The sequence below is a fragment of the Burkholderia thailandensis E264 genome (assembly GCF_000012365.1).
GTDB lineage: Bacteria > Pseudomonadota > Gammaproteobacteria > Burkholderiales > Burkholderiaceae > Burkholderia > Burkholderia thailandensis.
Genome location: NC_007651.1, coordinates 290,747 through 315,624, shown reverse-complemented (window position 1 = coordinate 315,624; position 24,878 = coordinate 290,747). Strand labels below are relative to the sequence as shown.

General features: G+C 66.8%; 24 protein-coding genes and 2 pseudogenes. 9 read left to right on the top strand and 17 right to left on the bottom strand.

Annotated elements, in window-relative coordinates:
* Positions 1–84 precede the first annotated feature (84 nt).
* The 4 genes from BTH_RS13630 to argG form a co-directional block, all read right to left on the bottom strand.
* The gene (locus tag BTH_RS13630) at positions 85–285 is read right to left on the bottom strand and encodes a heavy-metal-associated domain-containing protein (protein WP_009893369.1); all 201 of its coding nucleotides are present in this window, start codon (positions 283–285) and stop codon (positions 85–87) included.
* 319 nt (positions 286–604) lie between these two features.
* Positions 605–1,327, bottom strand: coding sequence for a hypothetical protein (locus tag BTH_RS13620; RefSeq protein ID WP_025369645.1), 723 nt, complete (start codon positions 1,325–1,327; stop codon positions 605–607).
* Between the two features lie 64 nt (positions 1,328–1,391).
* Complete coding sequence (locus BTH_RS13615; RefSeq protein WP_009893374.1) at positions 1,392–1,895, bottom strand: hypothetical protein; 504 nt, start codon at positions 1,893–1,895, stop codon at positions 1,392–1,394.
* A 300-nt stretch (positions 1,896–2,195) separates the two neighbouring features.
* Positions 2,196–3,536, bottom strand: a complete 1,341-nt coding sequence (gene argG / locus BTH_RS13610; RefSeq protein WP_009893376.1) for an argininosuccinate synthase — start codon at positions 3,534–3,536, stop codon at positions 2,196–2,198.
* Positions 3,537–4,363: 827 nt separating this feature from the next.
* Here argG and BTH_RS13605 point away from each other — a divergent pair.
* Positions 4,364–4,738: a hypothetical protein gene (locus BTH_RS13605; RefSeq protein ID WP_009893377.1), complete on the top strand. Its 375-nt coding sequence runs from the start codon at positions 4,364–4,366 to the stop codon at positions 4,736–4,738.
* A 646-nt stretch (positions 4,739–5,384) separates the two neighbouring features.
* A pseudogene (locus tag BTH_RS35165) lies at positions 5,385–6,161 on the top strand (LysR family transcriptional regulator); the annotation flags it as partial.
* On the opposite strand, the pseudogene BTH_RS35160 reads toward BTH_RS35165, so the two are convergent.
* The 3 genes and pseudogenes from BTH_RS35160 to BTH_RS13590 all read right to left on the bottom strand — a co-directional run.
* Positions 6,156–7,109: pseudogene (locus tag BTH_RS35160) on the bottom strand (HAMP domain-containing protein); the annotation flags it as partial. The pseudogenes BTH_RS35165 and BTH_RS35160 overlap by 6 nt on opposite strands.
* Before the next feature lie 13 nt (positions 7,110–7,122).
* Positions 7,123–7,800 (bottom strand): response regulator transcription factor, encoded by a 678-nt coding sequence (locus BTH_RS13595; protein WP_009893384.1) that lies wholly within the window; start codon positions 7,798–7,800, stop codon positions 7,123–7,125.
* Positions 7,801–8,123: 323 nt separating this feature from the next.
* On the bottom strand, positions 8,124–8,408 hold the full coding sequence (locus BTH_RS13590) for a hypothetical protein (RefSeq protein ID WP_226805923.1): 285 nt from the start codon (positions 8,406–8,408) through the stop codon (positions 8,124–8,126).
* Between the two features lie 281 nt (positions 8,409–8,689).
* Between BTH_RS13590 and BTH_RS13585 the strand changes: the two genes are divergently transcribed.
* Entirely contained in the window at positions 8,690–8,995 is a 306-nt protein-coding gene (locus BTH_RS13585; protein ID WP_025369647.1) for a DUF4148 domain-containing protein, read from the top strand.
* A gap of 74 nt (positions 8,996–9,069) precedes the next feature.
* Here BTH_RS13585 and gor read toward each other — a convergent pair whose 3' ends face one another.
* The 5 genes from gor to BTH_RS34490 all read right to left on the bottom strand — a co-directional run bounded on the left by gor (position 9,070) and on the right by BTH_RS34490 (position 13,298).
* Positions 9,070–10,431, bottom strand: a complete 1,362-nt coding sequence (gene gor / locus BTH_RS13580; RefSeq protein WP_009893387.1) for a glutathione-disulfide reductase — start codon at positions 10,429–10,431, stop codon at positions 9,070–9,072.
* Positions 10,432–10,625: 194 nt separating this feature from the next.
* On the bottom strand, positions 10,626–10,850 hold the full coding sequence (locus BTH_RS13575) for a hypothetical protein (protein ID WP_009902342.1): 225 nt from the start codon (positions 10,848–10,850) through the stop codon (positions 10,626–10,628).
* A gap of 352 nt (positions 10,851–11,202) precedes the next feature.
* Complete coding sequence (locus BTH_RS35475; RefSeq protein ID WP_009893391.1) at positions 11,203–11,325, bottom strand: hypothetical protein; 123 nt, start codon at positions 11,323–11,325, stop codon at positions 11,203–11,205.
* Between the two features lie 69 nt (positions 11,326–11,394).
* Positions 11,395–13,053, bottom strand: coding sequence for an NRAMP family divalent metal transporter (locus tag BTH_RS13570; RefSeq protein WP_009893392.1), 1,659 nt, complete (start codon positions 13,051–13,053; stop codon positions 11,395–11,397).
* Positions 13,054–13,157: 104 nt separating this feature from the next.
* Complete coding sequence (locus BTH_RS34490) at positions 13,158–13,298, bottom strand: hypothetical protein (RefSeq protein WP_009893394.1); 141 nt, start codon at positions 13,296–13,298, stop codon at positions 13,158–13,160.
* A gap of 1,078 nt (positions 13,299–14,376) precedes the next feature.
* On the opposite strand from BTH_RS34490, the gene BTH_RS13560 reads away from it, so the two are divergent.
* Both BTH_RS13560 and BTH_RS13555 read left to right on the top strand, forming a co-directional pair.
* A complete protein-coding gene (locus BTH_RS13560) occupies positions 14,377–14,646 on the top strand; it encodes a hypothetical protein (RefSeq protein ID WP_009893399.1) in 270 nt (89 codons plus the stop codon).
* A gap of 98 nt (positions 14,647–14,744) precedes the next feature.
* On the top strand, positions 14,745–16,289 hold the full coding sequence (locus BTH_RS13555; RefSeq protein ID WP_009893401.1) for a carbohydrate porin: 1,545 nt from the start codon (positions 14,745–14,747) through the stop codon (positions 16,287–16,289).
* Between the two features lie 117 nt (positions 16,290–16,406).
* On the opposite strand, the gene BTH_RS33575 is transcribed toward BTH_RS13555, so the two are convergent.
* A protein-coding gene (locus BTH_RS33575; RefSeq protein ID WP_099005207.1) for an IS5 family transposase occupies positions 16,407–17,164 on the bottom strand; the annotation gives its coding sequence in 2 pieces (ribosomal slippage) (positions 16,407–16,849 and positions 16,849–17,164; 759 coding nt in all).
* A gap of 532 nt (positions 17,165–17,696) precedes the next feature.
* On the opposite strand from BTH_RS33575, the gene hpnI reads away from it, so the two are divergent.
* From hpnI to BTH_RS13530, 4 genes are all read left to right on the top strand, one after another.
* Positions 17,697–18,944, top strand: coding sequence for a bacteriohopanetetrol glucosamine biosynthesis glycosyltransferase HpnI (gene hpnI, locus BTH_RS13545; protein ID WP_009893405.1), 1,248 nt, complete (start codon positions 17,697–17,699; stop codon positions 18,942–18,944).
* Between the two features lie 91 nt (positions 18,945–19,035).
* A complete protein-coding gene (locus BTH_RS13540) occupies positions 19,036–20,016 on the top strand; it encodes a lysylphosphatidylglycerol synthase domain-containing protein (RefSeq protein ID WP_009893406.1) in 981 nt (326 codons plus the stop codon).
* A 361-nt stretch (positions 20,017–20,377) separates the two neighbouring features.
* The gene (locus BTH_RS13535) at positions 20,378–20,941 is read left to right on the top strand and encodes a hypothetical protein (RefSeq protein WP_009893408.1); all 564 of its coding nucleotides are present in this window, start codon (positions 20,378–20,380) and stop codon (positions 20,939–20,941) included.
* Positions 20,942–21,000: 59 nt separating this feature from the next.
* Entirely contained in the window at positions 21,001–21,822 is an 822-nt protein-coding gene (locus BTH_RS13530) for a hypothetical protein (protein WP_009893409.1), read from the top strand.
* Between the two features lie 184 nt (positions 21,823–22,006).
* Here BTH_RS13530 and BTH_RS13525 read toward each other — a convergent pair whose 3' ends face one another.
* From BTH_RS13525 to BTH_RS13510, 4 genes are all read right to left on the bottom strand, one after another.
* On the bottom strand, positions 22,007–23,143 hold the full coding sequence (locus BTH_RS13525) for a porin (protein WP_009893410.1): 1,137 nt from the start codon (positions 23,141–23,143) through the stop codon (positions 22,007–22,009).
* 259 nt (positions 23,144–23,402) lie between these two features.
* Positions 23,403–23,672, bottom strand: a complete 270-nt coding sequence (locus BTH_RS35155) for a glyoxalase superfamily protein (protein ID WP_308411120.1) — start codon at positions 23,670–23,672, stop codon at positions 23,403–23,405.
* Between the two features lie 42 nt (positions 23,673–23,714).
* Positions 23,715–24,455, bottom strand: coding sequence for a YoaK family protein (locus tag BTH_RS13515; RefSeq protein ID WP_009893414.1), 741 nt, complete (start codon positions 24,453–24,455; stop codon positions 23,715–23,717).
* Between the two features lie 17 nt (positions 24,456–24,472).
* Positions 24,473–24,817, bottom strand: coding sequence for a zinc ribbon domain-containing protein YjdM (locus BTH_RS13510; RefSeq protein WP_009893416.1), 345 nt, complete (start codon positions 24,815–24,817; stop codon positions 24,473–24,475).
* Positions 24,818–24,878: the final 61 nt, after the last annotated feature.

The following is a 24,878-nucleotide window of genomic DNA, read 5'->3' as shown; positions in this document are numbered from 1 at the left end:
CGTCGCCGAAAGCTCCGTTGCGCGCGCGGCGCAGCGCCGAGCGATCAGACGGTCACGCCCGCAAGCGGCGCGGGCGCTCGTCGCTCACGCGGCGACGACGGACGGGTGGAATCCCGCGGCTTCGATGATCGCGACCATACGCTCGACACCGAGCGTCGAGCCGACGTCGACCACCTTCGATGCGATGTCGACGGAAACGGTCGCCGACGAATCGACGGCCTTGATCGCCTGCGTGATCGCGTTCGCGCAGCCGCCGCACGACATGTCCTTCACTTCGAGCTTCATGTTGCTTCTCCAAAGGGATATGAGTCGATCGCAGGATGAATCTTCCCACAGTGGGAAGGTCAAGCGCGGTCGACCGGATGCGGATGCGGATGCGGATGCGGATGCGCGGGCGGGGCGGCGACGCGGCGCGTCGGACGTGGCTTCGAACCGGGAGTCGAACGCCGCAGCCCCGCGAACTCGCGACGCGGCCGATGCGTTCGCGGCGATCCCGGCGGGCAATCCGCGCGTCGGCGCGCTTCCGAGCGCCGCGCGGGCGGCGATCGACACGAGCGGCGGTCCGCCGCGACCGACGATGCGCCCCGCCCGCCGGCCTCGCGCGTCAGCGCTTCGCCGGCGCCCGGCAAAGCGCGAGATTGTGCAGGATCGCGTCGCCCGTCGACTGGTAGTTGTCGGCATCGCACGGCGGCAGGCCGAACGCCTCGCTATGATCCTGCTGCGCGCGATAGGCGACGGTATCGGACAGCACGGCCACGCATTGCGCGCGATCGCCGCGGTGGTACTCCGTGAGCGCCAGATCGCTCTTCGCGCGATCCAGCTCGATCCAGCCCATGAAGCCGCTGCATTCGTCGAGCAGCGATTTCAGCGTCGCGCGCGCCGCATCGTAGTCGTGCGCCGCGTATTGCTTGTGCGACCGCTCGGTGCGCACGTCCCGCGCGCGATCGGTGCACGCGGCGCCCGGGCGACGATACTCGCCGTCGAACGACGCGCGCATCCCGCAAAAGTCCCGGCACGCGTCCGAGCCGGACGTATCCAGCTTGACGGCGCCGTGCCCGCCGGACACCGCGATCCGGCATACGTTGTCGCCGTCGCGCGCGATGCCGACGCGTCCTTCGAGCGTGCCGCTCAGCGCGCAGGTGTGGCAGTTGCTGCCCATCGTCTCGATGTCGAACGCGTTGCCCTTGATGCTCAGCACGCCGTGCGCGCTGCCGCCTTCGACGTACAGATATCGGCCCGAGTCGATCGCGGGACCGGCGGCGATCGCAGAAAGGCTCGCCAAGAGGCTCGCCGAAAGGCCTGCAGAAAACGCGGCCGCCGCCCGCATGCGGATTCCCCAGTTCATTCGCCCCCCTTCGTCGAAGCGCCGCGCAACCCGAGCATGCGCGGCATCATGCGGATTCGCCCGCGAGCCGCCGCAGCCGCCGCGCCTGCCGCGGCAGCACGATGTACATGCCGGCCACGACGTTCAGCACGAGGCCAATCGCCTGACCGGCGAGCAGATGGCCGCCATGGCGCAGCGGCAGCGTCACCGCACTGATCGGCAGCGCGGCGAGCGCGGCCCAGCCGGCCGTCGTCAATCCGATCATCAACGCCTGCCTGAACGACACGCGGCCCGGCGCAGTCAGCGCGTGCGCGGCGAACCCCCGGCGCACCGTGTATCCGGTGATCGGCAGGCAGATCGCGAAGCAGACGACGAAGACCACGATCGCAAGCGCCATCGCCTTGCCGCTCGGCGGCTCGCCGGCGACGGGATGGGGCTGCCATATCGCGAGCCCGACGATCGCCACGCCGAGAATCCACACCGGCGCGCTCGCGAGCGTTTGGCGCCACATGCACGACCACCACACCGACAGGCGTCGGCCGAATGTCATCGACGGAAGCATCTGGAACATATCAACCCCCATTCTTGTTATCGGTTCGACGAACGCGCGAGAGCGGCGCCGTTCAGCGGTTGATGCGCGTGCGCTCATGTACGGGCCAGCCGGCGCGCTCGCCCCCGGCCCCGCGACGCGGCCCGGCGAGCGGCCCGCGATTTTGCGCGCCTTCGCCGCGCGCCGCCCGCGCGATTGCGGCGCGGTTTTTTCTTCACATCGGCCGTCCGGCCTGCGCTGCCGCAGCCGGGCGCGAACACCGGTTCGCGCACGGCCGCGCGCGGCGCCGAGCGGACGTCAGGACATCCGGACGCGGGCGCGTCAGTTGCCGCTCTCGTCTTCCTTCAGCTTCGGCAGCGCCGACGATTCGCCCGGCGTGAGCAGGCCGACTTCCGAGTAGATGCGCAGCTTGTCGCGGGTGTCGGTGATGTCGAGGTTGCGCATCGTCAACTGGCCGATCCGGTCGCGCGGCGAGAACGTCGACTGCACCTTCTCCATCGACAGGCGCTCCGGCTGGTACGTCAGGTTCGGCGAGCGCGTGGCGAGAATCGAATAGTCGTTGCCGCGGCGCAGCTCGACCGTCACCTCGCCCGTGACCGCGCGCGCGACCCAGCGCTGCGCGGTCTCGCGCAGCATGATCGCCTGCGGATCGAACCAGCGGCCCTGGTACAGCAGGCGGCCGAGGCGGCGGCCGTTCTCGCGGTACTGCTCGATCGTGTCTTCGTTGTGGATGCCGGTGACGAGGCGCTCGTACGCGATGTACAGCAGTGCAAGCCCCGGGGCTTCATAGATGCCGCGGCTCTTCGCCTCGATGATCCGGTTCTCGATCTGGTCGCTCATCCCGAGGCCGTGGCGGCCGCCGATCCGGTTCGCCTCGAGCAGCAGCTCGACCGCATCCTTGTACTCGACGCCGTTCAGCGCGACGGGGCGGCCCTCTTCGAAGCGGACCGTCACCGCTTCCTTGTCGATCTTCACGTCGTCGCGCCAGAACGCGACGCCCATGATCGGATTGACGATCTTGATGCCGCTCTCGAGGCTCTCGAGATCCTTCGCCTCGTGCGTCGCGCCCAGCAGGTTCGAATCGGTCGAATACGCCTTCTCCGCCGACATCTTGTACTCGAAGCCGGCCTGGCGCATGAATTCGGACATTTCCGCGCGGCCGCCCAGCTCGTCGATGAACTGCTGATCGAGCCACGGCTTGTAGATCTTCAGATCCGGATTGACGAGCAGGCCGTAGCGGTAGAAGCGCTCGATGTCGTTGCCCTTGTACGTGCTGCCGTCGCCCCAGATGTTGACGCCGTCCTCCTTCATCGCGGCGACGAGCATCGTGCCCGTCACGGCGCGGCCAATCGGGGTCGTATTGAAATACGTGACGCCGGCCGTCGAGATGTGGAACGCGCCGCACTGGAGCGCCGCGATCCCTTCGGCCACGAGCTGCGCGCGGCAGTCAATCAGGCGTGCGCCCTCGGCGCCGTACTGGATCGCGCGCTTCGGGATCGCATCGTAGTCGTCTTCGTCGGGCTGGCCGAGATTGGCCGTGTACGCGTAAGGAACGGCCCCCTTGATGCGCATCCAGTGCAGCGCGGCGCTCGTGTCGAGCCCGCCGGAGAACGCGATGCCGACTTTCTGGCCGGCCGGGAGATTTTCAAGAATCGTGGTCATGACGAAAACCGTTCAATCAGTTGGAAGGGGGAATTTCGCGGAATCCAAGAGTATCGGCTGTGCCTGATTATGAGGCAAGTCTCACGCACTGCTCCGGCGGCCGGAGATCGAGGGAGGCGGGGCAGCGCACGGGTGCCGAACGGGCAGCGGACGGTGAGATCGCGCGTCGATTCGGCGGGCCGCGCGGGGGCGGCCGGAACGCCGCTGCGAGCTTGGCTGGGCGGGCTTCGCGCGGGATCGTCGGAGGCTGGGCGATGCATTGGCGGCTCGAATGGACGTGCGCGGATTCCGAGGCGCACGACGGAATCGCCCCGGACCAATCAGCGTTCGAGCGGGGCGCGCATCCCGGGCAAGCGGCGCTGGCGCGGCGTTCGGGGCGGATTCGGGGCGGATTCCCGGCGAATTCGAGGGAATTCGAGGCAGATCCGGGCTGGAATCCAGCCGACGATCCCGCGTCGCCCGAGCACCGGGCAACGGCGCGCCGCCCGGCCGGCGCTCGAACATCCTCCGGCCACTCCGGTCGATGCGCGGATCGGCCGTTGCCGAGCGCCCCGAAACGCGGCCGTGCATCGGCAACACGGGCGGCCGGAGCGCCCGGTCGCCGAGCCCGGCCCGGCCCGGCCCGGCCCGGCCCGGCCCGGCCCGGCACGGCACGGCACGGCACGGCACGGCAGGCGTCCGATCGGGCCATGCCGAAGCCCGCAGCCGGTCAAGCCGCGATGGGCGCTCCTTAAACGAAATTTCATCCTACCGCCGTCTTGTTTCAGATTTCTCCGCGCGCCGCCCGTCGATAATCCCCGCACGCAGCAACGGTGAGGAAGCGAGTCATGTCACGCCCGATGAGCATCGAGATGGTCGACGAACGCGGCAAGAAGACGGTAATGGTTTCGATCGACCAGGCATCGGTGCTGCTCGATCCCGAGGACGTCGACGCCGTGATCCAGTATCTGAGCCTGCTGCGCGCGTCGATGCAGCCCGCGATTCCGGAAGTCCCGCCGCGTTCGCAGCAGTACGTGATGGAAATGGACCCGTGCTGGTACACCGAAAAGCACCCGCTGTACGACGGCGCCGTCCTGTTCCTGCGGCATACCGGGCTCGGCTGGGCGAGTTTCGCGCTGCCGACGCACAGCCTCGCGAAGCTGCACGAATCGCTCGCGCGCCATCTCGATGCCGAGCAGCCGATGTTCAGCCTGCCGAACTAGGACGCGTGCCGTCGCACGCGCCCGCATCGCACCGCTGAAGCGCGCGCCAAGCGCATCGACGCGACGCCTGCGCATCGGCTCCCGCGTCGCGTCTTCGTCATATCGTTCCGACATCGGTTCAACATCGGTTCGACTCCCCTCCCAGCCGCCCCGGCGCGCCCGCGCTTGCCGTCGCACCGATGAGCGCGCGGTGTCGTGACTAGCCCGATCCGCACCGCACGCGCCTCTCTCCCCTCGACCAACCGCTTGCGAAGCGCATGCGGACACGCGTGCCTCGCGACAGCAGCGCCGGCATTCCGGCCCGGCGCGCTCAACGCAATCCGCCGTTCGCGGCGTCGCGCATCAGACGACATCCGATGCGATGCACACCGAATGTCGCGCGACGTGCCGACGTTTCGAGTCGCGCATTACGCGATCCATCTCGCGCCGCATGTCTTGCGCTTCGCGCTTCGCGCTTCGCATTTCGCATTTCGCATTTCGCATTTCGCATTTCGCACGCAACGCGTCACACCCGCGACGCACCTGATCCACGACCACCGCCTCTGCTCACATTGCGCGAACATGAAAAATCCTTAATCCACGCGGCGCGCCCGTTTTACTCGCGCTCGCGGATCATGTGCGCACTCTCCGCCCGTCGAGCAGGAACATGAATCAGCTACAAGTGATGCGCGTCTTCACGCGCGTGGTCGATCTCGCGAGCTTCAACCTCGCCGCGCGACAGCTCGGCATGTCGGCCGCGGCCGTCACGCGCAGCATCGGCATGCTGGAAGCCCATCTGAACATGCGCTTGCTGAACCGCACAACGCGCAGCCTGTCGCTCACCGAGGCCGGCCGCGAGTACCTGGACGGCTGCCGCGCGATCATCGACAAGCTCGACGAAATCGAATCGAATCTCGTGCAGGCGACGCGCGATCCGCGCGGCACGCTGCGCATCGCGTCGTCGATGAGCTTCGCCGCCTCGGGCCTCGGGCCGCTGCTCGCCGCGTACCGCATCCTGCACCCGCGCGTCGCGTTCGACGTGACGACGTTCGATACGCACGTCGACATGGTCGAAGGCGCGTACGACGTGTGCTTCTCCGACGATCGCCATCTCGCGAGCTCGACGCTCGTGAGCCGCGCGCTGACGACGATCCGCGAGGTGACAGTCGCGTCGCCTGCCTATCTCGCGCGCCACGGCACGCCGCACAATCCGGCCGAGCTCGGCGAGCACAGCCTGCTTGCGATATCGGACGGCACCGCGCGCTCGTGGGAATTCGCCGATGCGAGCGGCGCGTATCGCGTTTACGCGGGCAGCGTGCTCGTATCGGAAAACAGCGCGATGGTGCGCATCGCCGCGCTCAACCACATGGGCATCGCGCAGTTGCCGCTCCCTCTTGTCGCGGCCGATCTCGACGCGCGCATGCTCGTGCCGCTGCTGCAGCGCCGCAAAACCGCCGCGCCGCTGCAGCGTGCCGATCTCCGAGATGCGCAGCATCGCGCGAAAACGCGCGAGCAGGCCGTCCGTTTCGGTTCGCGCGCGCTCGACGAGGCTCGACAATGCGACGTCGTCGAGCGTGTCCGCACGCTGCGCCGCGTGCGCGAGCAGCGTATGCACGTGCGCGAGCGGCGTGCGCAGATCGTGCGCGATGCCGTCGCATACGCCCTTCACCTCGTTCATCAGACGTTCGACCTCCTCGAGCATGTGATTGACGAGGTGCGACAGCATGTCGATCTCGTCGCGCCCGCCGACGGGCAGGCGCTGCCCGAGATCGCCTTGCGCGATGCGCTGCGTGACGTGGCGGATCGCCTTGAGCCGGCTCATCTGCCGCACGCTCAAAGCGAGTCCGCCCGCGATGCCGGCCACGAGGCACAGAACGCCGCCGCCGATCAGTGCGTTGATGATCGCCTCGCGAATGCGCAGGATGTGCGTGAGGTCGCGTGCGAGCACGAGCTTGTCGCCGTTCGCGCGCACCTCGGCCATCGCGCGCACGACGGGCGCAACCTGATCGCCTGCGATCTTCAGCGTGTGGTCGAGCGTCGTGCCGGTGCGATACGTCGTCAGCTCGGACGGAAACGCGAGCACGTCGCCCGCGATGTGCGTGCCGTTCGCGGAGAAGAGGCCGTAATAGTTCGTGTGCATTCGCTCGTGTTCGAGCCGGCGATGAATCGCGCCGGCGATGTCGCCGTCCGGCATCGCATCGAAGTAGATCATCTGCCAGTCGATCACGACATCGGTCTCGCGTTCCATGTCGTGCGTGATCGCCGCCGCGATGAAGCCGAGCAGCACCATTACCGAAATCGAGAACGTCGCCGCATAGACGGTGAGCAGACGGAACGTCGTCGAATACCACCGACGTCCCGGCGCGGCGGGCGCATGGCGTGAAGCGTCCATCGGAAAAATCCGCTTACGAAAGGATGTAGCCCGCGCCGCGCACGGTCCGGATCATCGGCGTCGCATCCGGCGGATCGATCTTCTTGCGCAGGCGGCCCATGTGCACGTCGATCAGGTTGGTGCCGGGGTCGAAGTGGTAGCCCCATACGGCCTCGAACAGCATCATCCGCGTGATCGTCTGCCCGGCATGACGCATCATGAACTCGAGCACGCGGTACTCGGTCGGCAGCAGCGCGATCTCCGCGCCGTCGCGATAGACCTTCCGCGAGATCAGATCGAGCGTCAGCGGACCAACGGCGAGCGTCGTCTCGAACGGCGCGGGCGACGCTTGGCTGCGCCGCAGCAGCACCTCGAGCCTCGCCGTCATTTCCTCGGTATCGAACGGTTTCGTCAGGTAGTCGTCGCCGCCCGCGCGCAGGCCGCGCACGCGCTCGTCGACGTCGCCGAGCGCGCTCAGCATCAGCACCGGCGTGCGCACGCCGATGCTGCGCATCGTGGTCAGGATCGTGAGGCCGTCGACGCCGGGCAGCATGCGGTCGAGCGTGATCACGTCGTAATCGTCGCTGATCGCGCGCGCCATGCCGTCGCGGCCGTTCGCGACCCAATCGACGGTAAAGCCGCGGCTTTTCAATTCGCCGACGATTTCATTCGCCGTGATTTCGTCATCTTCGATTGTGAGCACTCGCGACATGAGCGTATCGGGCGCCGCGACGGATGGGACCACCGTGCGCGGCGGGCACGACGGGTTGTTTGCAGGCATACATGTTGCCATATTCGGTATCAGCTCTTCGGAACGTGGCCGCCGTGCACCGCGGCGCGAGCCGCGACGCACGGCCGGCGATCGAGAGCAGACTACACGCGCGCGCGTGAAAGCGCGCCGTCGGCTTCATGAAAAATTATTTAATCTTCGGCCCCACGGCGCGCGCCGCCGCCGAGCGATGTCGCGCAACTCACCGCCGTCGCGTCATCGACGTCGCGTGATGCCCCGCCCGCGCGAGCGAGCGACGAAGCGCGTCAGCCCGATGCGTGCGCCCCCTTCGCTACCCGATCACCGCATGCGCGCTCGGATGCATCCGCCGTTGCCCGGCAATCGCAGCCGCCAGCATCGGCCGCGCGCCGTTCGCTTTCGATTGCCTTCCGTATCAGCGTCACGTCGGCGATCGGGCCGCCTTCGCCCTGCACCTTCGCGTATGACATCGCCGGCGCGAACAAACTGGCCGCCAGCATCATTGCGCTCACCGTCCGCATCATCGCCAACCCCATTCTCGTCTTGTCGGTTCGTTGCCCGTCGTGCTGCATGCACGGAGCACACATCGCGTGCGCCATCCGTGAACCCGACGATACCAACGCACACGTAACGTTTCGCGAACAGCGGCATGAATAATTATTTAGATATCCGCGTTAAATCTCAAAGCCGAGTTTTGCGGCAACGCGCGGATGAAACAAATTTCATCCGCGCGTTGCCGTTTCGACAAATCGCGACGCTTAGCCTTCATTCCGCGATCCGCGCCACGGCCGGCATCGCCGGGCAATCGATCGGTTGCTCGAACCGGAACATCGAATACACGAAGGAGCCGCAGATGAAATACCCGGTCCGCACGCTCGCGTGCGCGTTCGCGCTGACGTTCGGCGCCGCCGCGCACGCCGCGCCGAAGCTCACGCCCGAGCAATGTTCGGATTACCCGTTCGTGCACACGAAGGGGCCCGTCACGCGAGCGCAACTGATGAATGAATTGTCCGAGCTGGAATCGGTCGGCTACGATCCTTCCGCGGGCGACGAAAGCGGCTATCCCGACGACATCGACGACGCGCAGCAAAAGCTGATGCAGAAATATCAGACGGATTGCGTCGGCGCGGGCGGCTCGATCGCGTCGAACGGCAACTGACGGCGGCGCATGCGGCGGGGCACGCCGTCAACCCGACACGGCGCGGCGCGGCGCGGGCATATCGTCGGCGCGCGTCACGCGTCGTCCGGCTCCTTCTGCCGCAGCGTGACGAATTCCTCCGCGGCGGTCGGGTGGATGCCGACCGTCTCGTCGAACTGCGCCTTCGTCGCGCCCGCGCGGATCGCGATCGCGATGCCCTGAATGATCTCCGCCGCGTCGCGCCCGACCATGTGCGCGCCGACGACGCGCTGGCTGTCGCGCGCGACGACGAGCTTCATGAACGTCTTCTCGTCGCGGCCGGACAACGTGTGCCGCAGCGCGCGGAACGACGTCTTGTAGATGTCGAGCGCGCCGAGCTCGGCGCGCGCATCCGCCTCGGTGAGGCCGACCGTCGCGATCTCCGGCTGGCTGAACACCGCGGAAGGAATGTAGCGATGATCGGCCGCGATCCGCTTGCCGCCGAACAGGTTCGCCGCGAGCAGCATGCCGTCGCGCGTGGCGACGGGCGTGAGTTGCGGGCGTGCGGTGACGTCGCCGATCGCGTGGATCGACGGCACCGTCGTCGTCGAATATGCATCGACCTCGATCGCGCCGCGCGCGTCGCGCGCGACGCCGACCGCTTCGAGCCCGAGCCCGTCGCCATTCGCGACGCGCCCCGTTGCGTACAGCACCGCATCGTACGGCCCGTACGCGCCTTGCGCGAGCCTGAGCGTCAGCGCGCCGTCGGCGCCGCGCTCGATCGCGTCGATCCCGGCGTGCGTATGGATGGCGATGCCGTGCTTCGTCATCTCGCCGTGCAGCGCGCGCCGCACGTCGTCGTCGAAGCCGCGCAGGATCTGCGCGCCGCGATAGAACAGGTCGACGTCGGCGCCCAGACCGTTGAAGATGCCGGCGAACTCGACCGCGATGTAGCCGCCGCCGACGATCGCGATCCGCCTGGGCAGTTCGGGCAAGTCGAGCGCCTCGCGCGACGTGATCGCGTGCTCGATGCCGGGAATCGGCGGCAGCACCGGCCGCGAGCCGGTCGCGACGCCGATGTGCCGTGCGGTGATGCGCCGTCCCGCGACGTCGACCGTATGCGCGTCCACGAGCGTCGCGCGCCCCGCGTGGATCTCGACGCCCGACTTGTTCAGCAGATCGCCGTAAATGCCGCTCAGGCGCGCGATCTCGCGGTCCTTCGCCTCGATGAGCGCCGGCCACGAGAAGAGGCCGATGTCGAAGGTCCAGCCGAAGCCCGCGGCATCCTCGACATCGTGGCCGTAATGCGATGCATAGACGAGCAGCTTCTTCGGAATGCAGCCGCGCAGCACGCAGGTGCCGCCGATCCGTTCTTCCTCGGCGATGCCGACGCGCGCGCCGTAGGACGCCGCGACCCGGCTCAGGCGCACGCCGCCCGAGCCCGCGCCGATGACAAAGAGATCGTAGTCGAATTCCATAGCGCCGCCTGATCGAAGCCTCGATGACCGGACGATAGCAAGTTTTCGAATTTCATGCGGCGCGGTGCGTGCGCACTGTCATGCAGCGCAATCATCAGCGGATTCCCCGGTGCGCCGCCAAGAAAAAAGCGGAGGGCGACGCCCTCCGCTTCATCGGTGCCGTGCGCGGCGCGCAATCGCCGCGCGAACGCACGTCATGCCTGCGACGTGTCGCCGTCCGGCGCGGCCGTGTTGTCGCCGTCGGCCGCTTCGTCGTCCTTCTTTTTCTCGACGAGATTCTCGAGCGCCTCGGCGCCCTTGAAGCCCGCGACCGCGGCCGCCGCCTTCGTCAGCAGGCCGGCATCCGGATCGACCTTCTCGGCCGCCTCGACGGCCGCCACCGCGCCTGCAATCTCACCTACCGTATTCAGGATTCCCATCGCAATCACCGTTTAGGTTGAACGTGAGCGAGCATGATTGCACGGACATTCATGCAGCGCCGCGTTTGTCACATTCGGTAGCACCAGTTACTTCGGCGCGACCGCTCACGAGCCGACGCGCAAGGCGCCGGCGAATGCGCGCGCCGGCGCACGACAGCGAACCGGAACGCATGCGCGGCGCAAGATCGACGACGATCGCGATCGTCGCCGCGCGCGAAGCAGCTTAGCTCAGTGCCGCCCACGCAACTGTCAAACTATGTCGGATAATTTTCGGACGCCTTTCATTCGAACGATTCGTCCGCTTTTCCGCACGCTCCGGAGCGCGCGACATGCATCGCGGGCGCGTTCGCGCTCATTCGCTCGCGCCCGAAGCGGGCGCATCATTGGTCTTGCTGCTCACGGCGTCGTCCGTCCGCGTGCACGCGGCGAGCAGCAACACCGCCGTCATCGATGCGGCCCATGCGTAGCGCTTCATCCTGTCGCGCCCGAAAGAATCGAATCGCCGGAAAACGGCCGCTGCGCGTCGAACGGCCGCATGCACCGGCTACCTGAAAAACGCCATCTGCACGACCTTCACGATCACGAGCCCGACCGCGAGCACCAGATAGCCGCGCAGCACGCCCATCCAGATGCGCGTCGACAGCGTGATCCGCGGCGCCGGCAGCGCGTCGAGCGGGGGCATCCGCCACGTGTCCCGCAGGCTACGCTCGACGGCCGACTCGGCCGGCTCGGGGGGCTCGCCGCCGCGCTTGCGCAACGCGAGCGTCGCGACGCAGCCGAGCGCCGCGAGCAGCGTGCCGCCCGCGAGCACCTCGATCATCGTCTCGCCGGTCATGTCCGGATACATCACGGACGCCGTCAGGATGATCGACAACATCACGAGCACCCAGATCACCGCCCCCGTAAACAGATTCAGTTTTCTCGAGTTGACCCACGGACCGAGCACCGCCTTGTCGTTGCACAGCAGCAGCAGGAATACGGTCGCGCTCGGCAGCAGCACGCCCGCGAGCGTTTGCACCGCTTCCGTCAGCAGTCCGAGCGGGCTGCCCGGAATCAGCACGAGCGCGGCCGCCGCGGCGACGATGCCGAAATAGACGAGGTAGAAACCCTTCGCATCCGATACGCTTCGATGAAGCGAATGACGGATCTTGAACACGTCGCCGATCGCGTACGCGGTCGCGAGCGACACGGCGGCCGCACCGATGATCGACGCGTCGAGCAGCGCGATCGCGAAGAGCGTCGCGCTCGTGTGGCCCGCGTACTTCGCGAGGCCCGCGATCACGCCGCCCGCATCGGTGAAGTTGCCCGCCTCCGGACGTCCCTCGAAGAGCGCCGCGCAAAACGCGATCATCGCGATCGCGCCGATCATCACGAGCACGATGCCGATCCACAGGTCCGCCTTTTCGTATTTCATGAAACGCGGCGTAATCCGCTTGTCGATCACGTAGCTCTGCTGGAAGAACAGCTGCCATGGCGCGATCGTCGTGCCGACGATGCCGATCACGAGCAGCATCACGTCGGAGAGCTTCGCGTGCGCGGGCCAACCCGGCACGAACAGGTCCCGCGTCATCTGATGCACGGGCGGATGGATCGACACGAGCACCGGCACGAGCAACAGGCTCAACAGGCAGAGCGCGACCGCGAAGCGCTCGAACCGGCGCAAATCGCCTGTACTGACAGCCGCCATCGTCAGCGCCGCGGCAATGCAAACGCCCGCGACCTTCGATACGCCGAAGAAATCGAGCACGAACGTGATGCCGATGAATTCGGTGACGATCGTCAGCGCATTCAGGACGAAGAGATCGACCACGCTGAACGCACCCCAGAACTTGCCGAACCGCTCGAAGATGAGCCGCGCGTGACCGACGCCCGTCACGGCCCCGAGACGCAGCACCATTTCCTGATTCACGAACAGCACGGGCACGAGCAGCAGCAGCGTCCACAAGAGCGTCGTGCCGTAGTTCTGCCCCACTTGCGTGTAGGTGCCGAACGCGCCGGCGTCGTTGTCGCCGACCATCACGATGAGGCCCGGCCCGAGAATCGCGAGCAGCGTGCGCACGCGCGCCCACCAGGTGTTGCGAGGCGCGGTGTCGTGAAGCGCGATCGTGCCGAGCGCGCCCTTGATATCGCCGACATGCGCGTGGTCGAGAACCGCGCTGCGTTCGATGGCGATTGGCGGTGAAACGTCGGTTGGCGTGGACATACTGGATTTCCCAACGGGTATGGCTTGCGTCGGCGCGCTCGTCCGGCATGCGCAAGCGCCGCGCCGCGGCGGCCTCGCTTGCGTATGCGAAAGCGCATCGAGATTCAGAAAATCAGGGTTTTCAGGCGCTGCCAGAACGAGACGGATGCCGGCTTGCCGGCGGCTTCGAGCGACAGCATCGCGTCGTAGTGGACGCGCGATTCGTTGACGTGCGGCAGTTGCGACAGAAGCAGACCGAATTGCATGATGATTCTCCGGGCGCGGGTTCTCGCGCATGGCGGGAAGCCGCGTGCCCGAACGTCATGCGCGCGATGCGCCTATCGGTCGGACCCTACGCGCTTCCCTTGATGATCGAAATCGAAAAGATCCAGGGTGCGGCATATGGGATAACTGTCACTGTCCGGCATGTCGGCTCCTTGTCTGAAGGTTGACGGTTGACCACTGCATGCACGCGCGCGCGGCAAGCGCGCACGCGAACACGCACGCTCGGCGCGGCCGTCATGCGAAGCATGCGCCGGGCGCCAAGCGAACACGCACCGCGAACCGAGGTTCGCGGCGAATGCCGCGACGGGCGCGCGAAAACGCGGCGCTCATGCGGCGCAAATCAAGGATGCACGGGGAGTGGGACTGCTAACTGCGGCGCGCACCGTCTGCCTGATCGGCTGAACGGCGGCGATGGAAAGGGCGCGGACGTCTTGCCGTTCAGGCAGGAAAACTGCTCAAAGGTCGACTACTGCAAGTGTCCAAGGACGCTGCCCCATTTGTGGAGATGGCCGGATTCTAGGTAGGCGATCGATCGAAAGTCAATGACTATCATCAGCTTCACGAAGAAAAATTCTCGCCCTTCCGGCACTGTAAGTTTTTACGCAATGAAACCGTGTCCGTTGCTTTCAATCGCCCATGAGCGGGAACCGGATCGAAAGCCGGAACGCGCGGCGCGCGGCGAATGTCGCGCGCACGCGCCGATTTCGCCGGATGCTGATCGATCCGGCATTTTTATTCGTTTTTTGCTTGCGCGCCCGCATGCGGCACACATACAATCCGCCGCGATTCGTCACAGAAGGAGAGTCCCTCGTGGACACGTCCCCCAGTAGTTGCAGTCCGATGCCGGTCGAAGCCGGCAATGCAATCGCGCGCTAGCCGTTTGGTTCCCCCTCGCCGCTAGCTCGCATTGGTCGAGTTAGCGCGCTTCATCGTCGGCGGCCTCCGTCCGCTCGTCCGCAGCACGCTTGCTCTGTTCAGGTCTCGTCGCAAGCCGCCGTCCGGCGCGCAAGCGATGTGTCATGTCGTCCGGCGCAAGCCGGAGCGGACAGGAGCGAAGTCATGCTTGTTCGATTTTTCAAGGCTAAGCTCGGGCGCCACGCCCAGCTCGCGAGCCGCCGGATCGTCGTGTCGTCGATCTCGCCGCGCGCGCATGCGGCGAACGCCGCGAGCCACGGCACGCTGCCGGGCACCAGGTTTCCGGCCCGGCCGGTCGGCTGCGCGATCGTGGGCGCCATCGCGGGCGCCGTCGCGATCGTCGCGCTGCTGTCCGCCTCGGATTACCGCACCGGCCTGAATCAGGCGATGCGCGTCAGCTGGTGGTTCTCGTAAGCACCCGGCAAGCCCGGCGGTTCGCCGTGTCCGCCGGGCAACCTCAAGCGGCGAGCGGGCGATATTCTCGCCCGCATTCATCCAAGCAACGATTCGTCATGAAGAAAACCGTTCATCACATGCTCGTCACATCCGGCGTCGCCTCCGGCCTGCCGCTGCTGCTGTCGCTCGGCGTCCCGCATGCCGCACTCGCGCAAGCCGCGTCAGCGAGCGCCGCCGCCTCCGCGTCCGAAAGCGCCGCGCAGGCATCGCCCGCTGCCGCCGCCACCTCCGCGGCGCTCGCCATCGACGGCGTGCAGACGCGATCCGCCGCGCCGGCCCCCGATGCCGCCGCCACGCCCGCTCCCACCGGCTTCTGGGAACGCTCGAACCTGTTCGGCGACATGGGCGGCCTGCGCAGCAAGCTCGGCGATCACGGGATCACGCTGAACCTGCAGGAAACGAGCGAATACCTGCGCAACCTGTCGGGCGGCACGAGCCGCGGCGGCGCATACGGCGGCCTCACGCAATTCGGCTTCAGCGTCGACACCGAAAAGGCCATCGGGCTGCCCGGCGGCACGTTCAACGTGTCGGGCCTGCAGATTCACGGCACGAGCCTCACGTCGCGCAACCTGCAACTGCTGCAGACGGCGAGCGGCATCGAGGCAGAGGGGACGACGCGCCTCTGGGAACTTTGGTATCAGCAGTCGTTCGCGAACGGCCGCGCCGACGTGAAGATCGGCCAGCAAAGCCTCGATCAGGAATTCATGGTGAGCCAGTACGCGAGCACGTTCATCAACGCGACGTTCGGCTGGCCCGTGCTGCCGGCCGTCGACATGCCGGCGGGCGGCCCCGCGTATCCGCTGTCGTCGCTCGGCGTGCGGCTGCGCGCGAAGCCCTCCGATGCGTGGACGGTGATGGCGGGCGTGTTCGACGGCAATCCGGCGGGCGGCGTCGGCGACGCGCAGCAGCTCAATCGCCACGGCACGAACTTCAACCTGCGCAACGGCGCGCTCTTCATCGGCGAGCTCCAGTACGCGCTGAACGCGCCGCCCGCCGACCCGAAGGCGCCGCAGCCGGCGGGCCTGCCGGGCATGTACAAGCTCGGCGTCTGGTACAACTCGGAGCGTTTCGCCGATCCGCGCTACGACACGAACGGCGTCGCGCTCGCCGATCCGGCAAGCAACGGCATCGCGGCGACGCATCGCGGCAACTACGGCTTCTACGCGGTCGCGGACCAGATGGTATGGCGCCCGGGCGCGGACAGCCCGCGCTCGCTGAACGTGTTCGCACGCGTGATGGGCGCACCCGGCGATCGCAACACGGTCGACTTCACGCTGAATGCCGGCGTCACGCTGAGGGCGCCGTTCGCCGGACGCGACAACGACACGGCGGGGCTCGCCGTCAGCTACGCGAAAGTCGGCTCGCACGCGCGCGGCGCCGACGGCGACGCCGGCGTGTTCCAGACGCCCGGCTATCCGGTGCGCCGCGCGGAAACGCTGCTCGAGGCGACCTACCAGTATCAGATGACGCCGTGGTGGCAATTGCAGGCGGACTTCCAGTACGCATTCCGGCCGGGCGGCGGCATCCCGAACCCGAACGAGCCGGGCACGCGAATCGGCAATGAAGCGATCGTCGGCGTACGCACGACGATCGCGTTCTGACCCGTTTCGCTTTCCTCATCTGTCACACCTTTCATTTCCTGCGCCGCGCGCGCCGTTCACGGCGGCGCCGCGCGCCCGCCGCCCGCGCGCCGTCGAATCGTCTAGGGCGTGTTCACACTATCGAAGGGCTTCGATAATCAGGGCGAAGTTGATAAAGGCAATGAACATCAAGTCGAGTTTGTCGAAGCGCGAGAAGATGCGACGAAAACCCTTCAATCGACGGAACAGCCGCTCGACTTCGTTACGACGCTTGTACATTTCCCGGTCGTATTCCCAAGGCTCGACGCGCGTACTCAACGGAGGGACGACCGGGATGAAGCCGAGATCGAGCGCGAGTTGTCGGGTTTCGTTACCTTCGTACGCCTTGTCCATCAGCAGGTGCAGCGGCCGATTCGGCGGCCCCAGGCGTTCGAGCAGTGCACGTCCCTGCGGCGCATCGCCGGCTTGACCGGGCGACAGTGCGAACGTTATGGCTGTTCGAGCATCCGCGGCAACCATATGAATCTTGGTTGTCCATCCTCCGCGAGACTTGCCGATGGCTTGAGGTCCATTTTTTTTAACGCACCGGTGCCGTCAGGATGAACCTTCACGATCGTGCTATCCAGCGATACCGCTTCAATCCGAACGCGAATGATCTGCGCGCGCTGCAACTCCGTGAACACTCGGTCCAGTACACCGTTGCGAGACCAACGGTTCATGCGCGTGTAGATCGTGTGCCAGCGGCCGAAACGTGGTGGCAGGCCGCGCCATTTACATCCGTGCTCGGCCACATAAAGGATCGCGTTGAGCACTTGCAGGTTCGACAGGCTCACATTGCCACGCTGTCGCGGCAGGCAATGTTCGATCTGCTTGAATTGGGCTTCGGAGATTTCCATCTCCGAAGCATAACCTCAAACCAATGTAGTGTGAACACGCCCTAGGCCCCGTTCACGCTGATAGCGGACTTGCGCCGGCCGGCAGAAGGGCCGAGCGCGAGGAACGGGACGAAGCGAATACTCTGTGCATTCGCAAGGATGCGTGGCGCGGCGATCTGCCCTTCCGCCGGCCAACCCGGCGAATGAACGCAAAAATCGGGAGAACGTGCGTTATTGGCGTGAACGGGCCCTAAACCGATTTGTCACGATAACGCCATCGGAAAGTCGGCTCCGCGCGTTACGGTGATTCGTCCGGCCGCACACCGGCGCCGCTTCGCGTCGCAATTTAAGCGTTGCGGCGCGCGCCCGGACAAGGCATGCTGGACCGGACGCGCGCCGCACGCGAACGCCGGCCCGGCGCCTCCCGACGAGAGTCGCATTCACGCGGAGCCATCAGCTTGTCCTGTCTCGATCTCGCCGCACGTCGCCACGATCGTCCGAACGATCGCGCGGCGGCCGTTCGTGCGCGTCTGCGCACGCCGAAGGTCGCGCGATGAAAGCGCTCGCGTGGCTCGCCGGCGCCGTCTGCGCGCTGCTCGCGGCCGAGCTGATCTCGTTCGGGGACATCGGCCGCTTCGTCGCGCTGCTCGCCTGCCTGCTCGCCGCGCCGTGCGCGATCGCCGCCGCATTCGGCTGCGCGTACACGCTCGTCGCGGCAGCGCTCACGCACCGCTTCTTCGCCCGCGCGCCGCGCGAGCCGCGCGCGTGCCCGCCCGTCACGATCGTCAAGCCGTTGCACGGTAACGAGCAGACGCTGTTCGCGAATCTCGCGAGCTTTTGCGAGCAGCGCTACGATGGCCCGATCCAGTTCCTGTTCGGCGTGCACGATCGCGACGATCCCGCGCTGCGCGCCGTCGATGCCTTGCGCGACGCGTTTCCCGGCGCGCACGTGACGATCGTCGCCGACGCCCGCCTGTACGGCCCGAACCGCAAGATCGCGAACCTCGTCAACATGCTGCCCGCCGCCGTGCACGACGTGCTGATCTTCGCGGACAGCGACGTGAGCGTCGGCCCCGATTACGTGCGGCATATCGTCGGCGAACTCGACGAACCGGACGTCGGGCTCGTGACCTGCGTCTATCGCGGCCGCCCGGACCCCGGCTTCTGGCCGCGCGTCGAGGCGCTCGTCACCAATCATCAGTTCCTGCCGGGCGTGGTGACGGGCCTCGCGCTGAAACTCGCGCGACCGTGCTTCGGCCAGACGATCGCGATGCGCCGCGCAACGCTCGATGCGATAGGCGGCCTCGCGCAATTCGCGCATCATCTGGCCGAGGATCACGCGATCGGCGAAGCGGTGCGCGCGTGCGGTGCGCGAGTCGTCGTGCCGCCGTTCGCGATCGAACACGGCTGCGTCGAGACGCGGGTCGCGCAGCTCGTCGAGCACGAGTTGCGCTGGAGCCGCACGATCCGCGCGGTCGATCCGCGCGGCCACCTCGGCTCGCTGCTCACGCACCCGCTCGCGCTCGCGCTGCTCGCCAGCGTGCTGTCGAGCGGCGCGGCGTGGGCGTGGCCGCTCGTGCCGGCCTCGCTCGCCGCGCGCGCCGTCTCGAAATGCATCGTCGATCACGCGACGAAACGGCCGGTGCGCGACCTGTGGCCGCTGCCGCTCGCGGACCTGATCGCATTCGGCATCTTCGTCGCGAGCTTCTCGTCGTCGCGCGTGATCTGGCGCGGCTTCAGCTTCGACGTCGATCGCGACGGCCGCCTGTGCCCCGCGCCGGAGAAACGCCCGAATGCCTGATCGGCATCGCGCGTCGAACTAGCTTTTCTTCGTCATGCAAAACGAACCTATGCGATCACCACACGATGCGCGCGACGCACGCAACCGACAAATGATGAAGCATGCGGGACGCATCGCGGCGCTCGCGGGGCTCGCGGTCTCGCTCTGGCTCGTCGCGCGCGACGATCCGCGCGCGGTGCTGGATCTGCTGCGCGCGGCGGGGATCGGCCTCGTCGTCGCGGCCGCGTCGCACCTGCTGCCGATGCTCGCGAACGCGAAAGACTGGCAAACGCTGATCGCGCCGCCGGATCGGCCGAGCCTGCGCGCGATGCTGCAACTCGTGTGGATTCGCGAATCGGTCAACGGGCTGCTGCCCGTCGCGCGCATCGGCGGCGAGCTCGCGTCGTTCCGCCTGCTGCGCGCGCATGGGCTGACGGCGCCCGCGGCGGTCGCGAGCCTCGTCGCGGACATGCAGCTCACGCTGATCAGCCAGGCGCTTTTCGCGCTCGCGGGCGTCGGCTTTCTGCTCGTGCGCGCGACGTCGGACACCGCGCGCGTCGCCGGCATGTTCGCGTGGGGCCTCGCCGCGCTCGCGCCGCTCTTGATCCTGTTCGCGCTCGTGCAGCACGCGAAGCCGTTCGAGCGCGCGATGCATGCGCTCAATCGCGTCGCCGGCGGTCAGCTCGCGTCGCTCGTCGAGCGCTCCGCGCAGATCGACGATGCGCTGAAGGCCGTCTGGCGGAGGCGCGGCATTGTCGTGCGCTATCTGTTCTTCTGGCAGCCGCTGCAACATCTTGCGACGTCGCTCGAAATCTGGCTCGCGTTGCATTTTCTCGGCGCGCCCGTCTCGTTCATCGACGCGCTCGTGATCGAAGCGCTGATCCAGGCGCTCAGCAGCGCCGCGTTCTTCGTGCCGGGCGGGCTCGGGGTGCAGGAAGGCGGATTCGTGCTGATCGGCGGCGCGCTCGGGCTCGACCCGGCGACGTCGCTCGGGCTCGCGGGCGCGCGGCGCATCCGCGATCTGCTGATCTTCGTGCCCGGCCTGTTCGCGTGGCAGCACGCGGAGGCATCGGTCGCGGCGAGCAGTTCGTGATCGATCGGCGTGACGCGCCGCGATTCGTGGGGTTCGCCGTCACGCCATTTTCAATATCCGCATGCATGATCGGAGTGGGCCGAACGGCTCGCCACACCGACGGGCCCGTTCGCGCGCGTCGCTCGACGCACGCTCGCGCATCGACGCTTTACGTCGCTCGACGCAACAATCGAGTCGACTGACCGCTCACCCGAACCGCCACGACGCGAAGCCCCCGCTCGCAATACGGTGACGCTTCCCCGCCGCGACGATTTCTTGTAACGTTTGCAAGCCATTGGCGGAGACGAGGACGGCAGGATCGCGGCGGGCAACCGGCCGCGGCCCGCAACGAATACAAGACATCACAACAAAAGGAGAGGGCATGCGATGGCAATACCCCGTTGCGGCCGCGCTCGCGATCGCCGCACTCGTGTGGGCCTGCGCGCGGATCGTGTCGACCGATGCCGCGCCCGCTGCCGCGCCGGCCGAACAAACGGAATCGACCTCATCCACCGCGCTCGCGAGCGCATTCGCTATCGCATCGTCGGCGACGCCACGCTCCGCGCCGCCGCCGCTTCCGCCCCGCGTCGCCGAGTACATCGCGCATGAATACGCGAATTCGGCCGTCACGCGCGAAGCGCTCACGCAGATCGCATACGGCTGGAGCCAGGCGGTCAACGACGTCCACGATCCGGGCGACGCCAAGACGGCCGGCGACGCGATCGCGAAAGGCATCGCCTGCGCATTGAGCGCGCGCGTGCTCGTGAAAGCGGGCGTCGACCAGCAGACGATGCTCGACCGGATCAAGAGCACACGCGCGATCATGCTCGACACCGAAGCCGACACGCTCGCGTACATCCGCTTCCAGTCGCTCGCGGGCGGCCAGTTCTTCGACGATCCCGGCCCCGCATCGTGCGGCTTCAACCCGACGTCCATGCCGAATTGATCTCACCGACGCTGTAGCGCTTCAACCACCATCCGAGGGAACTTTCGATGAAAAAGTTAGTGACGCTGATGATTGCCGGCGCGCTCGTCGCGCTGCCCTACTCGACGCCCCTGAACGCCGCGCAAGCGGCGACGGTCACGCCGGCCGCGGCGGCCTCGCCCGGCTCCGCAATCGTGTTCGTCAACGGCATCAACAACACGTTCGACGATGCGATCGCGAGCCTGCAAGTGCTCAAGAGCCAGTTGAACGCACGCGACGCGAACAACGCATACGTGTACGGCAACGCATACAACGCGACGCAAGGCACGTTCAGCGATCTGTGGCAGGTTTTCAAGCAGAAGTCGGTCGAAGGCACGAGCCCGGCGGACTTCTGGCGTGCGATCGACGGCGGCGCGATTCCCGCGGGCGGCATGGACGCGGCGCTGCAACAGAAATACATCGATATCCTGACGAAGAGCGAGACCCCCGAGCTGCCCGATCACCTGAACCAGTACCGCACGTATCTGCAGCAGAACCGCAAGGTCGTGCTCGTCGGCCACTCGCAAGGCACGCTGTACGCGAACTTCGAGGTGAACCTGCTGATCACGGGGCCTGAGCGTGCGCAGGGCAGGATCAGCTCGGTGAACGTCGGCAATGCGGCGCGCTACCTGCTGCCGGGATCGAGCTATCTGACGTCGTCATCGGATACGGTGATCGGCAGCCTCGGCCTCGTGCAGACAGTGATGCCGTCGAACTTCTCGCTCGGCTTGCACCTGCTCACCGATCCGCTCGGCCATTCGTTCACGAAGATCTACATGAACCAGTCGTTCGCGGCGGCCAAGCAGATTCTCACGCAAGTATCGCAGCAGGCGAACGGCACGGCGAAGGCCGCCATGCGCTGAAGCCCCGCCGCCGCATCGCATGCGCCTGCGCGACGCGCGTGCGATGCATGCCATGCGCCGTGCATTCGCGCGGCGCATGCGCCTGTCATACATATCGACGCCAACGCGCGCGGGCGACGCGCCGCAACGAAAAGGCCCGCTTTTGCGCGGGCCTTTTCATTGCTGCCGAGCGATGCCGAAACGCTCAGAAGATGTTGCGCAGACCGATCGCGACGCCCGTCTGGTTGCTGCGCCCCGGCATCTCGACCGTCGCCGCGCCGTTCACCTTGTTGAAATCGACGGTGCCGTAGATCTCGGTGCGCTTCGACAGCGCGTATTCGACGAGGCCGACGACCGTGTATCGATTGCCGCTGTCGAGCTGGCCATTCGCGATCGTCGCGTTGCGCATCCGGTCATAGTAGAACGCGCCCGTGAGCGTGAGCGCGGGCGTCGCCTGCCAGCTCACGCCGGCGAACGGACCATCGTCGATCCGGCCGGTGCGCTTCGGCGCGCCGTTCGCGAAGAGGCCCGGCTGCTGCGCGAGCACCGCGTCGACGAAGCCCGTGTCGTCCTTCGAATGCAGGTAGCCCGCGTAGATCTTCGCCTTGCTGAATGCGTAGACGACGTTCGCGTGATAGATCGTCTGCTTGCGGTTCGAGTTGTCGCTGTTCTGCTGCACGCCCGCCGCGACGCTGACCGGCCCGGCGATGTACGACAGCGAGAAGCCGTACATGTTGCCCGCGCCCATGTGGCCGGGAATCTGGCCGGAGAAGCCGCCCGCGCCCGTCGACGACGTCGAGTCGGTGCCGAACGAGTACATCGCGCCGATCGTCAGGCCGCCGAACGTGCCGCGATACTTGACCGAGTTGTCCGCGTACAGGCCCGCGCCGAGCGCGACGGGCAGCCACGCGTTTTCCAGATAGTTGCCGACCGTCAGCGGATCGTACGTGTCGCTCAGCAGATCGAACAGCACCGTCTTCTGGCGGCCGAGCGTCAGGGTGCCGTATTGGCTCGTCAGGCCGACGTATGCGGCGCGATTGAAGATGCGCTTGCTGTCCGAGAACGAGCCGTCCTGCAGATTGACGCCGCTTTCGAGATTGAAGATCGCCTTCAGGCCGCCGCCCAGGTCTTCGCTGCCGTGCAGCCCGATGCGGCTGTTGGTGATCGCGCCGTTCGTCATGAAAAAGCGGCCGTCGTTCTGCGCATTCGAGTTGCTCAGGTAACGCAGGCTCACGTCCGCGACGCCCCAGAGCGTCACCGAGCTTTGCGCCATCGCCTGCTGGCCTGCGATCGCCAGCATTGCCCCTCCTACCAGTCCCGCGAGTTTGGTGGTTTGCTTCATGAGCTTTCCTTTGTAAATTGTCTCCGTCTCTGTTCCGGCCACGGCCGCGGCCGGCTCCGCCGCGCACGGCGACGAGCCTCGAATCATATGACGATGTAAGCTCTGTAAAAAATAAACGCCGCGAGAATCGCGGCGTTGTCGTCGTGGCGCAACGGTGCGCGGCAAAGGACGCCGCCCAGCCGTCCCGCACGTCGCGCGCGTCGCGCTCGCAAAGGCGCAGGCGCTTGCCGAACGGATCGGCGAACTCCGTCACCCGCCCCTAGTCATGTCGTTCGACGCCGGGGCGCGCATGCGGATTGCGCTTGCCGTTCAACTCGGCGGCGCGCGCGTCGATGCCTTCGAGCGGCACGAGGATGGTCGAGCCCGGCGTCGTGTCGCCATGACGCTCGCTCGGATGCAGAATCAGCGCGTCGCGCCGCACCTCGGCGTGAAGCGGCAAGCCGGGCTCGAAGCGATGTTCCCATTCGATCGTGAAGCCGAGGAAACCGACGCGGAACTCCGTCGCCTTCTGCGCGGAGAAAGCGCGCAGCGCCGGAATCGCGCAAGCAGTTGCACGGAGGATGCGCCCTCGCTATCGTCCATCCTCAGTGCGTCCGGCGGATGCGTCGCGCGCGGCGGCTTCGGTCTTGCCGGCGCCGCCGCCCGCATCGTGACGCGCGCGCCGGACGATCTCGGCGAACGCCGCGCCGAGCAGCAACACCGCCCCCCACAGCGCGCCGTCGCCGACGGTCCGCGTAATGAAGCCGCCCGCCACCGCGCCCGCGAGAAAGCACAGGCTGATCACGGCGAGGAGGCCGGAATCGTGCAGCGCGAGCGCGTCGTAACGCGGAATCAGCCCGGCGAACAGCAACTGCGCGGAACGCCTCAGGTTGCCCGTCGTCATCACCGACGTGTACGACAGGTTCTCCAGATGCGTAAACGACAGCGTCTGCAGCGTCGCGACGAACGAAATGCCCGGAATCAACCATGCGCTCGACATCGCGGGCCAGCCGGCCAACGCGATCGCGAGAAAGCCGATCTCGACGATCAGGCTGATGAACGCGGTGTGCCGGACCCAGCCCTTCTGCGCGGCGAGGCCGAGCGTGTGCGCGACGAACACCGCGATCACGAAGCCCGCGAGCGGCGGTACGTGATGCAGCGCCTGCGACCAGTCGCCCGCCGATACGTTGATGCCGAGCAGCGCGACGTTGCCCGTCATCGTGTTCGCGAACACGTGGCCGTGGCCGACGTACGTGTATGCGTCGAGATAGCCGCCCGACAGCGTGAGCAGCGATGCGACCGTCAGGTTGCGGCTCGCGGCGTCGAGATTCATCGTCCGTCGCGCGCCGCTCAGACTTTCTTCAGATAGCACGCCTTCAGCATGAAATTGCCGGCGTCCATCTTGCAGTCGACTTCGTGATCGCCGCCGACGAGACGGATGCTCTTCACCTTCGTGCCCATCTTCAGCGTGATCGACGAGCCCTTTACCTTCAGGTCCTTGATCAGCACGACCGCGTCGCCGTCGGCGAGCACGTTGCCGTTCGCGTCCTTCACGACGGCGGCCGCGTCGTCATCGGCGGCGCTCGCGTCGCCGGCGATCGGCCATTCGTGTCCGCAGTCCGCGCAAATATAATGTTCGCCGTCCGGGTACGTGTTTTCCATTGCGCATTGCGGGCAGGCGGGAAGCGTCGACATGGTGTTGCAGCCTTGTTTGCAGTTGATCGAATACGTGAAAGTATACTCGCCCGCCCGCACG

Coding starts and splice junctions, on each gene's coding strand:
- BTH_RS13630 (WP_009893369.1), bottom strand. CDS start 285: ATGAAGCTCGAAGTGAAGGACATGTCGTGCGGCGGCTGCGCGAACGCG.
- BTH_RS13620 (WP_025369645.1), bottom strand. CDS start 1,327: ATGCGGGCGGCGGCCGCGTTTTCTGCAGGCCTTTCGGCGAGCCTCTTG.
- BTH_RS13615 (WP_009893374.1), bottom strand. CDS start 1,895: ATGTTCCAGATGCTTCCGTCGATGACATTCGGCCGACGCCTGTCGGTG.
- argG (WP_009893376.1), bottom strand. CDS start 3,536: ATGACCACGATTCTTGAAAATCTCCCGGCCGGCCAGAAAGTCGGCATC.
- BTH_RS13605 (WP_009893377.1), top strand. CDS start 4,364: ATGTCACGCCCGATGAGCATCGAGATGGTCGACGAACGCGGCAAGAAG.
- BTH_RS13595 (WP_009893384.1), bottom strand. CDS start 7,800: ATGTCGCGAGTGCTCACAATCGAAGATGACGAAATCACGGCGAATGAA.
- BTH_RS13590 (WP_226805923.1), bottom strand. CDS start 8,408: ATGCAGCACGACGGGCAACGAACCGACAAGACGAGAATGGGGTTGGCG.
- BTH_RS13585 (WP_025369647.1), top strand. CDS start 8,690: ATGAAATACCCGGTCCGCACGCTCGCGTGCGCGTTCGCGCTGACGTTC.
- gor (WP_009893387.1), bottom strand. CDS start 10,431: ATGGAATTCGACTACGATCTCTTTGTCATCGGCGCGGGCTCGGGCGGC.
- BTH_RS13575 (WP_009902342.1), bottom strand. CDS start 10,850: ATGGGAATCCTGAATACGGTAGGTGAGATTGCAGGCGCGGTGGCGGCC.
- BTH_RS35475 (WP_009893391.1), bottom strand. CDS start 11,325: ATGAAGCGCTACGCATGGGCCGCATCGATGACGGCGGTGTTGCTGCTC.
- BTH_RS13570 (WP_009893392.1), bottom strand. CDS start 13,053: ATGTCCACGCCAACCGACGTTTCACCGCCAATCGCCATCGAACGCAGC.
- BTH_RS34490 (WP_009893394.1), bottom strand. CDS start 13,298: ATGCAATTCGGTCTGCTTCTGTCGCAACTGCCGCACGTCAACGAATCG.
- BTH_RS13560 (WP_009893399.1), top strand. CDS start 14,377: ATGCTTGTTCGATTTTTCAAGGCTAAGCTCGGGCGCCACGCCCAGCTC.
- BTH_RS13555 (WP_009893401.1), top strand. CDS start 14,745: ATGAAGAAAACCGTTCATCACATGCTCGTCACATCCGGCGTCGCCTCC.
- hpnI (WP_009893405.1), top strand. CDS start 17,697: ATGAAAGCGCTCGCGTGGCTCGCCGGCGCCGTCTGCGCGCTGCTCGCG.
- BTH_RS13540 (WP_009893406.1), top strand. CDS start 19,036: ATGATGAAGCATGCGGGACGCATCGCGGCGCTCGCGGGGCTCGCGGTC.
- BTH_RS13535 (WP_009893408.1), top strand. CDS start 20,378: ATGCGATGGCAATACCCCGTTGCGGCCGCGCTCGCGATCGCCGCACTC.
- BTH_RS13525 (WP_009893410.1), bottom strand. CDS start 23,143: ATGAAGCAAACCACCAAACTCGCGGGACTGGTAGGAGGGGCAATGCTG.
- BTH_RS13515 (WP_009893414.1), bottom strand. CDS start 24,455: ATGAATCTCGACGCCGCGAGCCGCAACCTGACGGTCGCATCGCTGCTC.
- BTH_RS13510 (WP_009893416.1), bottom strand. CDS start 24,817: ATGTCGACGCTTCCCGCCTGCCCGCAATGCGCAATGGAAAACACGTAC.